Source organism: Mucilaginibacter limnophilus (assembly GCF_004005815.1).
In the GTDB taxonomy this organism is placed as follows: Bacteria; Bacteroidota; Bacteroidia; order Sphingobacteriales; family Sphingobacteriaceae; genus Mucilaginibacter; species Mucilaginibacter limnophilus.
In genome coordinates, this window is the sequence record NZ_SACK01000007.1 from 133,163 (window position 1) to 145,706 (window position 12,544).

The following is a 12,544-nucleotide window of genomic DNA, read 5'->3' on the forward strand; positions in this document are numbered from 1 at the left end:
TTATTTAGTTTTCCTGTTGTGTTTCCTGTGTTTGAGTTGTTGGTACCGGCGTGCCATTCAGTTTAGCAAGCTTTGCTTTTGCTTCAGGCAGTATATCATCGTTACCTTTGTAATTATCAATTACGCTTTGCAAGGTAGCCTTAGCCTGAAAGTCATCCTTTAAAGCGGTATAGTTATCGGCCAGCAGTATAAAGGTTTTGGCTATCCAGTAATCGTAGTTCGGTAACTCTTTAGCCAGATCAAAACATGTTTTTTGCGATGCCTTGTATTTGCCTTGAAGGTATTCTACCCGGGCAATATTGTATTTCGCTTCGGCTGCCGATACTGTTTTAGTATTACTTACTGTGTAATTAAATTCTTTAACAGCGGTTGTAGTGTCGCCCAGTTGCAGGTGTGCCTTACCGGCGAACAATCCTGTTTTAAATTTATCCTCTTCGGCCGATTTTTCATTATCGCGCACCAGCGTTACATATTTCAACACATCGTCAGGCATTTCCATCTGGTCATAAGAGATCAGCAGGTTGTTAATAGCAAAAGTGTAATCGGCTTTGTACTCAGAGTTGATCTCTAAGCGTTTCAAGAATACTACTGCATCATTATATTTCTTTTGCGACATGTACAGCTTAGCCATTGCGATAAGCGATTTTTCGGTGTAACCGCTTGTCCAGTCGTTCAGGATGTAGTTGTAATCCATCACCGCCTCTTCGTTACGGCCAAGGTTTACCAACGCCTGTGCGCGTATGTAACGGGCTTGCTTGTCATATATCTGCTTATTAGGGAATTTATCCATATAAGCGTTTACAGCGTTCACTGTTCCCTGCCAGTCGTTCCTTAAATACAGGTTATTTGCAGCGGTCATCATGATGTTTTCCTGCTCTGCAGTGGTATAGTTACCTATTGACGTACCAGTAGCGTAGTTGATAAATGTTTGTGCGTCGCCTTTATCAGTGTAGATCTTCTCAACCTGTTTAAGCGCTTGTTTGGCCTCATCTGTAGATGAGTAATCCTGTACCACTTTTTTGAAAGATTCAACGGCCAGATCATCGCGATTAGCGTTGTAATCGATAAGACCGATGGTAACCAAGGCACGTGGTACGTAACTGCTGCTTGGGTACTTTTGTATCATAGCCTGCAGGTCTGTTTTAGCGCGCTCGCCATCGTTTTTCAGGAAGTAGGTATAAGCGATCTCAAACGAAGCGTCGTCTGCATAATCCGAATTCGGGAACTTGGCCAACACATCGTTAAGTGTGCTGATCTTTGTATCCAAAGCGCCCTGTAAGCCCTGTATTATACCCCGCTGAAACAAAGCATAATCTTCACCCGGACTGCGTTGCGCAATAATACGATTGTAGTACTCAAGCGCTTTGCTATAGCTTTTCATAACGAAGTAGCTATCGCCAAGCCGGGTAACGGCATCATTAACAGTATTTACATCAGTTGTGGTACCCTGCAAAAAGCGCTCGAAATATTTTGCTGCTTTGCCGTATTGCTCACCGCCAAATGCCGCATATGCCAGTGCATAGTTGGCATAATTGCTTAGCCTGGTTTCTTTTGACTCCGGCATTCCCAGAAAAATCTCAAAATTCTCTACCGATTCGCCGTACTTACGTACCTCGAACATTGCCTCGGCCATCCAGTAACGGGTTAAGGCTTCGGTTTTTTTATCATTCGGATAGGTTAACGATCGCAGGAAAATACCAATAGCATTCTCAAAAGCGCGTTCGTTGTAAAATTCCAGGCCACGGTAATAAGTCACTTTTTGATAAGCTGTTTGTGCACTTACTGATTTATTCGGTATAGGTTCCAGAATCTCAACAGCTTCTTTGTAATTGCGTGAGTTCAGTAAAGCTTCGCCCAGTAAGGTTTTAACTTCATCGGTGCGTGCGCTGCGCGGATATTTCTTTAAATAAAGTCTTGTGGCTTCAAGTGCTTGACTGTTAAAATCGAGTTCATATGAAAGTTTTGCGTAATTGAATAACGCGTCTTCCTGTAATTGCTTGTCAAAGTCGAGCTTTGAAGCAGTCATGTAAGCGTTACGCGCGCTTTGCTTGTTGTTTAACTTAATAAATACATCACCAAGGGCGTAGTTACCGCTTTGCGCGTATTCGTCATTACGACCGGCCAGTTTTTTAAGCTCTTCAGCAGCTTTTGGGTAGTTACCTGTTTTATAATAGGCATAACCCAATTGATAGCTATCCTGGGTATTTTGCGTTTTGCCCTGATCCTGGTCCTGAAAGCGGTTGTAATAGCTAACTGATTTAGGGTAATCGCCCTTTGCAAAATACGAAGCGGCAATAATGCGCAGCATTTCTGTTTCGTGCTGCTGTTGTGTGCTGTTGATTATTGGTATAGCATAGTTCAGTACATCGTCATACCGTTTGTCCAGAAAGTAAACAGCCGTTATATAGTAAGGATAGCTCTTCTCATACTTCTTTGAATTTTTTAACTTTTCGAAATTCAGCAGTGCCAGATGATAGTCTTTATTTAAATACGCTATGTATGCAAAATAGTAAGTGGCGTCTTCTGAATAGGACGAGCGTTTATTTTTTACATCACTAAACAATTTTTGGGCGTTCACATAATCGCCGGTAGCAAAATAGGCATAACCTTTTCTGAATTTGTATTCAGTATTATCTCCGCCGGTAAGCTCACCTGCCTCTACTTTGTTGAACCATTCAAGCGCTTCCTTGTATTTGCCTTGTTTAAAGTATGATTTACCTACCTGGAAGAACGCCATCTTGGCCAGCGGGTTCTCAGGATGTTCTTTTATAAACTTTTGGAAAAGGCTTTCTGCATCCTCGCTTCCCGATTCGAGTGCGCAAACGGCCTCGTAATACGAAGCGTTTTCCTGCAGCAATGACAGTTCTGATTCAAATTTGGCTTGCGTTGTAGTTTTTAACGAAGTTGCTTCCACCTGCCTGAACTGCTCTGCAGCAGCTACATATTTACCCTTGTCAAGCAGGTCGAGACCAGTATGATAGGTTTTGTAAATATGAAACGAGGGATTTTGCTGGGCTTTTGCCTGCGTTATGATGAGTGCGGCCGCCGCCGGCAGCACAATATATTTAAGTTTTACCATACAAGAGACGTACTTTGGATAGTGCTAAATTACCTAAACGGCAAAGATGCAATCCACACGAGTATTTAACAAGTGTGGAAAACAGAAATTTAACGGCGCAATACGCCTGTTGTTATGCTTGTGGAAAACTTTGTTGCTTGTGGAAGAGTGTCAGGCAGCTATCTGACGCTGCACAGTGTTAAGTAATGTATTGATATCAAATGGCTTTGGAATAAATCCATCAGGTTTGCCGTTTTCATGCCTGGTCAAATCGCCGGCATCATGGCTGGCAGAAATAAGTATTACCGGGATATTATTTGTTTCAGTTTTTTGTTTTACTTCTTTGCAAAGTTCACGTCCGTCCATATCACCCAACATTATGTCCAGTAAAATCAGATCGGGCCGGTACTCATTTATTTTTTCGAAAAGATTATGTCCGTCGGCAAGGGTTAAAACTTTATATCCGTAATCTTCTAATATATACTGTAATAGCTCCAGAATATCCTTATTATCGTCAACTGCTAATATCCGTCTCACGTTGTCTTGAATTAAAAACATGTTTTTTAACATACGTGAACAAATGTTATACCAAATATCAGTTGTTTACCAGTAAGTTATTAATAATGCCGCGGTAATTAACATATCAACGGTTTCAACACTACGGGTAAAAACATACCGGGGTTTTTGGCATTTAGCACAAAAGTATTTTTTAAAAGGGACTATAGAGGCCAGTAATCGTTCAAAAAGATTACGCCTTAGCTGGAAATGATAAGGAAATCCACATTTCGGACAAACACGTTCTTTGCGTTGTTTAGATGAGTCACTCAAGGTTTTAATACTAATATTAACAAAAAGGTAAGTTAGGTTTAATACAAATACGTACTAATAAGGGGGTTTAGTTTCGTATTCACCATAAAAAAATCAAAATTAATAATAAAACTTTATATCAAAATACTTATAATTAAGTATTTATTTAATGGTTAACCCCACAGGTAGGTTTTACGCTGGCACTTGTAGCACATGTACTTTTTAATGGGTAGCCAGAATAGAAATGTTTTTACAATAAAACCTCGCGGAATACGGCTTAGCATGTTGCCTTTGCATGATGGGCAAACCACTGATTTCTTTGCTTCGGGAGCGTGCCCAAGTTGTGATGTTTCCTTTACCATTTGAACAAGTTGGGGCCGGTTTGTTTCAGGCAGGTGAACGGTTCCAGTTAATACTTCGCTAACTTAGCAAAATATTATCAAATTGTCAAAGGTTGATACTGTAAATTAGTTGATAATTAACAAACTTATTATTTATTTGATAAATTGTTAATATTTGGGCTAGTGGAGTAAGGTTTATTAACGAATTAATAACAAAGCCTGCACTTACAGCAGGCTATTCACCTTTTGAACTAATTCGCCCAAATCAAAGGGCTTGTTAATTATGGCATCACAGCCATAGGCAAAAAGTTCGCTGCTGTTATTTACATAGGCAGAGAAAATGATGACAGGTATGTTACCGAAGTGTGGATGAGTTTTGATCTGTTTGCATAGTTCACCGCCGTTTTTGCCTGCTACACGATAATCTAATATAACAAGGTCAGGACTAAATTTTTCGACAAGAGGCATAACATCCTCACCGTCGGGAGTGCTTTTTACTTCAAATTGTTCATAAGCTAGGGTTTCATGAACAATGTCAAGTATATCCTGATTGTCATCCAGTACTAAAATGCGTTTCAATATCTTAAAGCTAATATATTATAATGCCGAAAAGCTAATAATGTGTTTTGTGCTTGTGCATACGCTTAAACGCGTAAAAAAGTTTTGGCTTGAACCTGTTCGGAATTACGAACAAAAGTACATAAAAATTTTCTTAGTAGGATTATAAGTATCTTAAATGATTAAAAATGTGACACAGGTCACTTATTGAATCATTTTTTGCCTTTCAATAAAAACGGTTGTAATTAATTTAACAGATATGATGATTGTAAATTATTCGTTACGATATTAAAACGCTTCGCCTAAGTTCAGCATTACAGCAGAGTAGCCTTTGCTAAAACCATAATCCACACCAATGTTGGTGCCTGATTTTTTATTGAATTTTACCCTTAGCCCTCCGCCGGCGGCAGGATGCCAGTAGCGGTATTGGCGGGTACCAGGTTCGGTAACCGAATTAACGCTTGCAAATACTACATACCCTAACAGCCCGTTGCGTGTAATGTCCCGGCGATATTCGCTTTCAAAATAAATAAGACCTTCGCCCCGGTAACGGTTTTGGCTGATACCGCGTGCAGAACGGTTGTAGGGGTCCCAGCCCACGCTTGGTAAATTAAGATAAGGCGTATTGCCTTTAAGTATCGTCCAGTAGTATCCCCAAAGCGCAAGTATGTTCTTTTTGCCGCTGTTACTAAGTGAAATATACTTCCGCATGTCAAAATATAATGATTGCCAATGCGTATCGCTGCCAAAAACACTACTGTTATACCGGTACACTAAATTACTGTAACAACCGGGAAGTGGGTTAATGGAGTTGTTGCGGGTATCATACAACAAATTTAAAGTAGCACCCGATGAGAATGAATTTTGGCTATTGGCAGTTCCATGCATGTAGTTGGAAAAGTTTTGAAGCGCTTCATCCTTCCCTTCAATGTTAATATAGTAATCCATATTGTAGCCCACCCCTGCAAAAAAGTAGGGTGTGATGCGCTTAAGCGCGCTTTCGTAAAACCGGATATACTTATAATCGAGCAATACACGGGTATCATTACTCATGCCGCCGCCAAGTCCCCAGGTGTATTGCGGGTAACGCATAACGCGCATATCGCCCTGGATGGTATATGAGTTGTCTTTCAGCCATATATTTGAGCGGATGGGCAATCCGTACCGACCCCGGAAATTAAGATAAGGCGTAAATGTTACAGTGGATATATAAGTTGTACGGCGGTCACCCAGGTAAAAACCCGCGGTTGTTGAAGTTAAAAGCGCTTTGCCTCCGCCCGGTACCTGTGATGAAACAGGCAGGAATGAAAAATACACATCTTTGTCTTCTTCTACCTTAACCTTTGGTGGGGTAACGTTAAACAATGAACGGCCAAGGTCAATAAGGTCTGTTTGGTTGCTGTAATCAACATAATTAGCCGTGTCCCTAACCATCTGCGGCTGCGCAAGCACACAAAAGGGTATTAACAGGAATACGATTAAATATTTGAACATGCCGTAATTTAGGGATTGGAGAGCGATCTGCTTTAAAGATATAAAAAAAGCAGCCGGGATATTTCTTCCTGGCTGCTTTTTTTTAAAATTAATTTGAGCTTTTAGAAGCAGCGCGTTGTTGAGCGGCTTTCTTCTCTTTTGCTTTTTGTTTTTCGTTACCTATAATGTAACCACCTCCTGCACCCAGGGCCCCGCCTATAAGCGCGCCTTTAAGGTCGTTGGTTATTATACCGCCTGCAACTGCGCCACCGGCACCGCCGATGATTGCGCCTTTACCTTGCGCGCTTATTTCTTTTTTCTTTTTTGGTTGCTGCTGTGAATAAGCAGCGTCGCCTGCCGATAGCAGCATGGCCATGGCAAGGCTTATGTATATTGACAGCTTTTTCATAACTCATTTATTTTGTTCCGACTGAGTTTATGCAAATAGCAAGCCAATGCAGTTACTATCAGTTACTTTTGATGGTATTGAACTTGTCGCGGTACTCTTTTGGTGTTAAACCGACTCCTTTTTTAAACAGTTGCCTGAAAGATTTTACATCATTGTAGCCCGAGTTGTACATTATTTCGGAGATGCTTTGATTGGTTTTCTCAAGTAGTTTTTTAGCGCCTTCAAGCCGTGTGCGCTGCAGGTATTCAATAGGGGTGATGCCGGTAGCATGCTTAAACCTGCGCACAAAATTGCGCCTGCTTGAGGGGATATCGCCGACAATTTCTTCAACGGTTGAGGCTTTGCCGTATAACTCTTCCATGCGCTGCTGCGCCTGTGCTACCAGCGTATCGGCATGATCTTTACTTGGTAGGAAGGTAGCAAAATAGTTTTGCCGGTCACGGTCCATATCAATGGCAAACAGTTTGGCAACCTGCACGGCAATGTCGCGGCCACAATGCCGTTCAACCAAATGTAAAAGCAAGTGGAAAGTATTGGTAGCGCCGCCGCTGGTATAAACACCATTATCATGGGTAACCACATCTTCGGGCTGTACTTTAACTTCCGGAAAGTTTTTTGCCAGATTGTATGTAGCCATAACATGTGTTGTAGCTTTACGGCCGTTAAGCAATCCGGTTGCAGCAAGCAGAAAAGCCCCGGTGCAAAAGCTGCCTACTTCGGCCCCTTGCTGAAATTGCTGCTGTATCCACGGAATAAACCCATAGTTTTGTTTTATCGCCTCGCTGATATCAATGTATTCAGAATTGAAGGCGGGTATCAATACCAGGCTGGATTTGTAATCGCCACCGGTATCAAGGGTTGAATATTTATCAAGCACGTTAAGCCCTTTTTCCAAACTTATCAGCTGGATATTAAATGCCGGCTGCAACTGCCTGTGCTGGTAAAAACTATTCACGCTTTCAAAAACATCCAGAATAGCGGCAATACTTAAAGGCCTGCATTTCTTGGTGTATAATACGGCAAGGTTTATCATAATGTTGGTTATCCGGATACTAAAATAGAAAAATTGTCTTGTTTACCCCCTCATGTTGACATTTTTAACCGTACCCGGCGATAATAATCCCTTTAACTTAGTATTCAGTTAAAACCGGTGATCTTATGCTGTTTACTCTCAATGCATTTCAGTACAATAGTGGTTGTGACGATCAGATATTGTTGTCTGTAACAATAAATAAACCCGTGCAGGTTATTTACCCCTCCCTTACAGATGCATTCCGGTTAAAACAATTGGATCTTATTAAAAAGGATAACAGACATATTGTAATAACTAAGGCCGGTACAACAGTATCGTTTATAGTTGCTGACGAAGTACCCAACCGGTATGTGGAATGGCGACATTTGGCGGATGAGTCAAACGAACAGTACATCGTTTGTTTTGAGTTGGAACCCAAAAATAGTGATACAATACTTACCTTTAAGCTGAAATGCTGGTCAAGCAGTCAACCCGTTATTGATTGGGAAGCATTATTGCTTAAATTGAAAACTGTTTGCGAAGATGACAGCCAACGATATCATTACTTAAAACTTGCTTCATTATTTTAGATATGAAAAACCTGATATACTTATTACTATTAACTATGGCCCTTGCCGGTTGCAGCAGCACCGATCAGACCGCCGAAAAAAATCTTGCGGCAGCAAAAGAAATGTTCGCGGCGTTTAATGGTCACGACTGGAAAAAAATGGCTTCTTTTTATGCAGATACTGCCGAATTTCTTGATCCCGCGTTTGGGATTGATTATGTGAAGAAAACTCGCAAAGAAACAGCCGAAAAGTACGCGGGCATGCAGCAGATGTTCCCGGATATCAACGATAACATAACCGATATCAGTGCTTCAGGTGACAGGGTGACCGTTCAGTTTGTTTCATCAGGTACGCCCGCAGGGCAGGCCAAATGGTATTTGCCAATATGTTCGGTACTTACATTTAAAGACGGAAAGATTATTAAAGACGCCACTTACTACGATAATGAATAAACAGTTTACAAACTGTTGATATTATCATCGCTGTATTTCGGGCTTATTGCAGCATCTTTGCAGGCGTGCAAATGCACTGATGTATGACGAGGAAAAAGCACTTCTTTTTGGTACTTATTTTAGGTACGCTAACCGCCCTTGGGCCGTTTTCTATTGATATGTATCTGCCGGGATTTCCGGCCATGGCAAAGTATCTTCATACGGATGTACCCGGAGTAGCGCTTTCATTATCAGGCTTTTTTATTGGCTTGGCTGCAGGGCAACTGCTTTACGGCCCGTTGCTTGATAAGTACGGACGCAAGAAACCGCTTTACATAGGCTTGTGTGTTTATATAGTAGCATCGGTATGCTGTGCATTAGCGCAATCGCTTGAAATGCTGATAGCCGTACGTTTTATACAGGCAATTGGCAGTTGTGCCGCCGCGGTTGCTTCAATGGCTATGGTGCGTGATCTGTTTCCGGTTAACGAAAACGCCAAGATATTTGCCCTGCTGATGCTGGTTGTTGGCACATCACCCATGATAGCGCCAACTGTTGGTGGCTATGTAACTGCCGGCCCGGGCTGGCAATGGGTATTTATTATTCTTGCCATTATGGCGGCGTTAATATTATTGGCTGTAGCACTGGTTTTACCTTCAAGCTATGTGCCCGATAAAACCATATCGCTTAGGCCAAAGCCAATTATTACAGGTTTTTTAACGGTATTTAAAAACCCGCAGTTTTATACATACACATTTACCGGTTCGTTTGCATTCGCGGGATTGTTTGCATATGTATCAGGTTCGCCGCAGGTATTTATGGAAATTTATCATCTGGATGATAAAACTTACGGCTGGATTTTCGCCGGCCTGTCTGTCGCGCTGATCGGTGCAAGCCAGCTAAACAGCCTGGTACTGCGTAAGTTTACCAGTGAGCAGATCATCCGTGTAACACTGAGTGTGCAAAGTATTGTCAGCATTGTGTTCGCGATGGGCGCTTACGCCGGAGTGTTTGATCTGGCCGGTACCATAGTGATGCTTTTCCTGTTTCTCGCTTGTGTAGGGTTTATCAACCCTAATGCCATAGCCTTAACCCTGGCACCGTTTTCAAAAAATGCAGGTACGGCATCTTCTCTTTTCGGGGCGATACAATTAGGTATTGGTTCGCTGGTAACTGTAACTATGAGCGAATTTAAAGCACATTCAACAGTTCCGTTAGCAATAGTAATGTGCATTACAGCCTTGCTCGCTTTTGGACTGCACTTTATAAGTGTACGCGTAAATCGAGGTAAGTTTGTGAGCGTTGATGATGCAACTGCAGTAGCGGCAGTGCATTAGTCATCAGTCATTTGTCATTGGCCATTAGTCATTGGGAACAGCTTGCACTACTATTGACTATCGACCATGGTCTATTATGGTCTATCAACTATCTGCTGCCATCCTTCACAGCCGTTACCTTTGAGCCGTCTTTACCTACTGTTTCAAAAATAATCTGCTTATCAGTAAGTTCTGAAACATAGAAGGGAAACTGTCGCGACTGCCCATCGGCAAAAATCTCTTTGTAGCGGATGTTGTCACCATCCAAAGTGAAGGTTCCTTGCGATAATACTTTCCCGTCCCATATAATACGTAACTTATCTGGCCTGGTGAATTCAATATAAGGCTTTAATTCCTGTAGTTCGGTATTGGATACGCTGTCAGGCGGATTAGCATTTGGGCTGTATGCACGGATGTAGTTCCATTTTCCATACAGTTTTTCGGGCTGAACTTTTGATTTGCATCCCAGCATAAATACTGTCCCAATAATCCCTGAAAATAGAATGATCTTATTGCTTGCTTTCATCGGATAATTTAACGCTTTAACTGCTCTATTTGGTTTTGCAGTTTTTCTATCTCGCGTTCTGAGCGCATGGATTGTACGAAGTAATAAATGGCAAAGGCTAAAAATATCTTGCCTAAAATAAACACACCTAAAAACACCCAACGCCATACTTTATGTACGCGCATATGGGTTGATTCGCCTTCAATTGCTATAATATGTGAACCATCCGTATGGGCTTTCCGGTAACTTTCAGTGGTTTCGCGGTACAGCGCAGGCTCAAGCGGACGGTGCCTTATCAAGTCTTCAATTTTTCTTTCAACTTTAGGCCATACATGCGGCGGAGGATTTATTGCCATATTTGCTGCAATTACTTCCATATCATCCTCAAGTTGACGTAAAGCATCCATTATTTCAGGGTATTGCTCGGCCATGTACAATACTTCCTCAGCTTCCTTTTCTGAAGCGCAGCCCAGTACATACGTTTCAAGTATCCCGCTATTAATGTACGCCTGTTGCATTTCCGCTGTTATTCCTCACTATTGTAAACGCCTCTTTTAATAATTTTCTTACCTCTGTTGAAGTAATATTTAGCTCGGCAGCTAAACCCGATGTGGTTTTGCCGCAGTAATATAATCCGCAAAAAACCTGCCGTTGCGTGGCGGTCATCAGTTTCAAAAAACTGTTTGGTCGTTTAGGGGAGCCGTTTTCTGTGCTATCATTTTTATTACTATTGTAAAACGACGATAGCGCTGTTCGGGCAAGATTTTGCAGTTTACAATACTCATTGCCATCTGAGGTAAAAAACTCATTTTCCTGCAATGGAATGCTGCTAAAAGTTTCGGCAAGGTATTGCTCGGCAAGCTTTTCATCCTTAACAACGTCAAGAATATACCCAAATAGCATACCTGCATATCGCTCGTATAGCGCCTGTATGGCTTTAACCCGATGTTGCGGGGTATCGGCAGATAAATATTGTAAACGTGTATCCAATTAGTAGTAGTCAGCTAACCTCAAATATATAAATTATTGTGTTTGCAAGCGATGGATTTTCAGGCATTAATTGAACGGTCAAAGTTAACTGCTGTTTTATAAATCTTTTCAATAAAACTTCTTGATTAATGATAGTATCATAATAAATGCGTTGCTTTGCTGTTGTAATCAATAAATGAGCAGGCGAAAAAAGTTAAAAGTAATAATTCCTCTGGTAGTGGTGCTTTTTTTAGCCGCTTATGCCAAGCACCGTTTTATTGATGGTAAATACGTGGTAACCGGCCACCTCAGCAAAAAAACTAACGAGATATCCGGTATCGCTGCATCAGCCATAAATAAAGATGTTTTTTATGTGATGAACGATAGCGGTGATAAAAGCCGTTTTTTCGCAATAAACCCCAAAGGATTGATCCTTTCAACCATATCCTACCCATGGGATACGCATGCCGAGCAGCACGACTGTGAAGATATAGCCACAGGGCCCGGCCCGGTAACAGGGAAAAGTTATGTGTATATAGCAAATATTGGCGATAATCGCTCGGAAAGGAAGTTTGTAAGTATTTACCGTGTGCAGGACAGTCCGGCTTTTGTTACCAAAAAACAGGTAGATGTGAAAGCTACCGTTGTAAATTTAAAATATCCGGATAGCCCAAAGGATGCCGAAGCATTTATGATAGACCCGCTTGACAAGCTGATGTATATTGTAACCAAGCGCCGCGATAGCGTTACAGTTTATACCGCCCCGTTAAGTTTTAAGCCAAATGATACTTTGACATTGAAAAAAAGGTGCAGCCTTTTCTTCCAGGGAATGAAACCTTTTAAATGGATAACTGCCGGAAGCATTTCGCACGACGGGCAACATATCCTGCTAAAAAGTTATCAAAAGGTTTACTATTGGCACCGTAGGGAGGGAGAGGCAGTTTGGCAGGCCTTAAAAAGAAAGCCTGATGCCGAGCCGCCTTATAAGCAGGAAAAGTTTGGCGAGGCCATCGGTTTTACGCACGATGGTAAAGGGTATTATACTACCAGCGAGGGCGTTTATTCAAACATATATTATTACAAAACACCCTGATCT

Annotated in this window: 14 protein-coding genes; 4 read left to right on the top strand and 10 right to left on the bottom strand. The window is 41.6% G+C overall.

The genetic code is table 11. The features are described from left to right. Window positions 1-4 precede the first annotated feature (4 nt). The 7 genes from EOD41_RS15435 to EOD41_RS15465 all read right to left on the bottom strand — a co-directional run bounded on the left by EOD41_RS15435 (window position 5) and on the right by EOD41_RS15465 (window position 7,679). Complete coding sequence (locus EOD41_RS15435; RefSeq protein WP_127706532.1) at window positions 5-3,079, bottom strand: tetratricopeptide repeat protein; 3,075 nt, start codon at window positions 3,077-3,079, stop codon at window positions 5-7. Between the two features lie 150 nt (window positions 3,080-3,229). Beyond that, window positions 3,230-3,595 (bottom strand): response regulator, encoded by a 366-nt coding sequence (locus tag EOD41_RS15440; protein WP_240663440.1) that lies wholly within the window; start codon window positions 3,593-3,595, stop codon window positions 3,230-3,232. A gap of 443 nt (window positions 3,596-4,038) precedes the next feature. Then, window positions 4,039-4,227, bottom strand: a complete 189-nt coding sequence (locus tag EOD41_RS15445; protein WP_127706536.1) for a hypothetical protein — start codon at window positions 4,225-4,227, stop codon at window positions 4,039-4,041. 204 nt (window positions 4,228-4,431) lie between these two features. Further along, window positions 4,432-4,785 carry a response regulator transcription factor gene (locus EOD41_RS15450; protein WP_164849951.1) on the bottom strand — a complete coding sequence of 118 codons (354 nt, stop codon included), beginning with the start codon at window positions 4,783-4,785 and terminating at the stop codon, window positions 4,432-4,434. A gap of 267 nt (window positions 4,786-5,052) precedes the next feature. Then, window positions 5,053-6,258 (bottom strand): BamA/TamA family outer membrane protein, encoded by a 1,206-nt coding sequence (locus tag EOD41_RS15455; RefSeq protein ID WP_127706540.1) that lies wholly within the window; start codon window positions 6,256-6,258, stop codon window positions 5,053-5,055. 88 nt (window positions 6,259-6,346) lie between these two features. Beyond that, window positions 6,347-6,646: a glycine zipper domain-containing protein gene (locus EOD41_RS15460; RefSeq protein WP_127706542.1), complete on the bottom strand. Its 300-nt coding sequence runs from the start codon at window positions 6,644-6,646 to the stop codon at window positions 6,347-6,349. A 58-nt stretch (window positions 6,647-6,704) separates the two neighbouring features. Further along, window positions 6,705-7,679, bottom strand: a complete 975-nt coding sequence (locus tag EOD41_RS15465; RefSeq protein WP_127706544.1) for a GlxA family transcriptional regulator — start codon at window positions 7,677-7,679, stop codon at window positions 6,705-6,707. A 125-nt stretch (window positions 7,680-7,804) separates the two neighbouring features. On the opposite strand from EOD41_RS15465, the gene EOD41_RS15470 reads away from it, so the two are divergent. The 3 genes from EOD41_RS15470 to EOD41_RS15480 all read left to right on the top strand — a co-directional run bounded on the left by EOD41_RS15470 (window position 7,805) and on the right by EOD41_RS15480 (window position 9,995). Beyond that, window positions 7,805-8,248, top strand: a complete 444-nt coding sequence (locus EOD41_RS15470) for an SRPBCC family protein (RefSeq protein WP_127706546.1) — start codon at window positions 7,805-7,807, stop codon at window positions 8,246-8,248. Between the two features lie 2 nt (window positions 8,249-8,250). Next, complete coding sequence (locus EOD41_RS15475) at window positions 8,251-8,679, top strand: nuclear transport factor 2 family protein (RefSeq protein WP_127706548.1); 429 nt, start codon at window positions 8,251-8,253, stop codon at window positions 8,677-8,679. Between the two features lie 83 nt (window positions 8,680-8,762). After that, complete coding sequence (locus tag EOD41_RS15480; RefSeq protein ID WP_127706550.1) at window positions 8,763-9,995, top strand: multidrug effflux MFS transporter; 1,233 nt, start codon at window positions 8,763-8,765, stop codon at window positions 9,993-9,995. Window positions 9,996-10,083: 88 nt separating this feature from the next. Here EOD41_RS15480 and EOD41_RS15485 read toward each other — a convergent pair whose 3' ends face one another. The 3 genes from EOD41_RS15485 to EOD41_RS15495 are packed head-to-tail and all read right to left on the bottom strand — an operon-like array spanning window position 10,084 to window position 11,469. Continuing rightward, entirely contained in the window at window positions 10,084-10,500 is a 417-nt protein-coding gene (locus EOD41_RS15485; protein ID WP_127706552.1) for a hypothetical protein, read from the bottom strand. 8 nt (window positions 10,501-10,508) lie between these two features. After that, window positions 10,509-10,997, bottom strand: coding sequence for a hypothetical protein (locus EOD41_RS15490; protein WP_127706554.1), 489 nt, complete (start codon window positions 10,995-10,997; stop codon window positions 10,509-10,511). Continuing rightward, a complete protein-coding gene (locus EOD41_RS15495; protein ID WP_127706556.1) occupies window positions 10,978-11,469 on the bottom strand; it encodes an RNA polymerase sigma factor in 492 nt (163 codons plus the stop codon). Before EOD41_RS15495 ends, EOD41_RS15490 begins: the two co-directional genes overlap by 20 nt. 175 nt (window positions 11,470-11,644) lie before the next feature. On the opposite strand from EOD41_RS15495, the gene EOD41_RS15500 reads away from it, so the two are divergent. Then, window positions 11,645-12,541 (top strand): hypothetical protein, encoded by an 897-nt coding sequence (locus EOD41_RS15500; protein WP_127706558.1) that lies wholly within the window; start codon window positions 11,645-11,647, stop codon window positions 12,539-12,541. Window positions 12,542-12,544: the final 3 nt, after the last annotated feature.

Coding starts and splice junctions, on each gene's coding strand:
- EOD41_RS15435 (WP_127706532.1), bottom strand. CDS start 3,079: ATGGTAAAACTTAAATATATTGTGCTGCCGGCGGCGGCCGCACTCATC.
- EOD41_RS15445 (WP_127706536.1), bottom strand. CDS start 4,227: ATGGTAAAGGAAACATCACAACTTGGGCACGCTCCCGAAGCAAAGAAA.
- EOD41_RS15455 (WP_127706540.1), bottom strand. CDS start 6,258: ATGTTCAAATATTTAATCGTATTCCTGTTAATACCCTTTTGTGTGCTT.
- EOD41_RS15460 (WP_127706542.1), bottom strand. CDS start 6,646: ATGAAAAAGCTGTCAATATACATAAGCCTTGCCATGGCCATGCTGCTA.
- EOD41_RS15465 (WP_127706544.1), bottom strand. CDS start 7,679: ATGATAAACCTTGCCGTATTATACACCAAGAAATGCAGGCCTTTAAGT.
- EOD41_RS15470 (WP_127706546.1), top strand. CDS start 7,805: ATGCTGTTTACTCTCAATGCATTTCAGTACAATAGTGGTTGTGACGAT.
- EOD41_RS15475 (WP_127706548.1), top strand. CDS start 8,251: ATGAAAAACCTGATATACTTATTACTATTAACTATGGCCCTTGCCGGT.
- EOD41_RS15480 (WP_127706550.1), top strand. CDS start 8,763: ATGACGAGGAAAAAGCACTTCTTTTTGGTACTTATTTTAGGTACGCTA.
- EOD41_RS15485 (WP_127706552.1), bottom strand. CDS start 10,500: ATGAAAGCAAGCAATAAGATCATTCTATTTTCAGGGATTATTGGGACA.
- EOD41_RS15490 (WP_127706554.1), bottom strand. CDS start 10,997: ATGCAACAGGCGTACATTAATAGCGGGATACTTGAAACGTATGTACTG.
- EOD41_RS15500 (WP_127706558.1), top strand. CDS start 11,645: ATGAGCAGGCGAAAAAAGTTAAAAGTAATAATTCCTCTGGTAGTGGTG.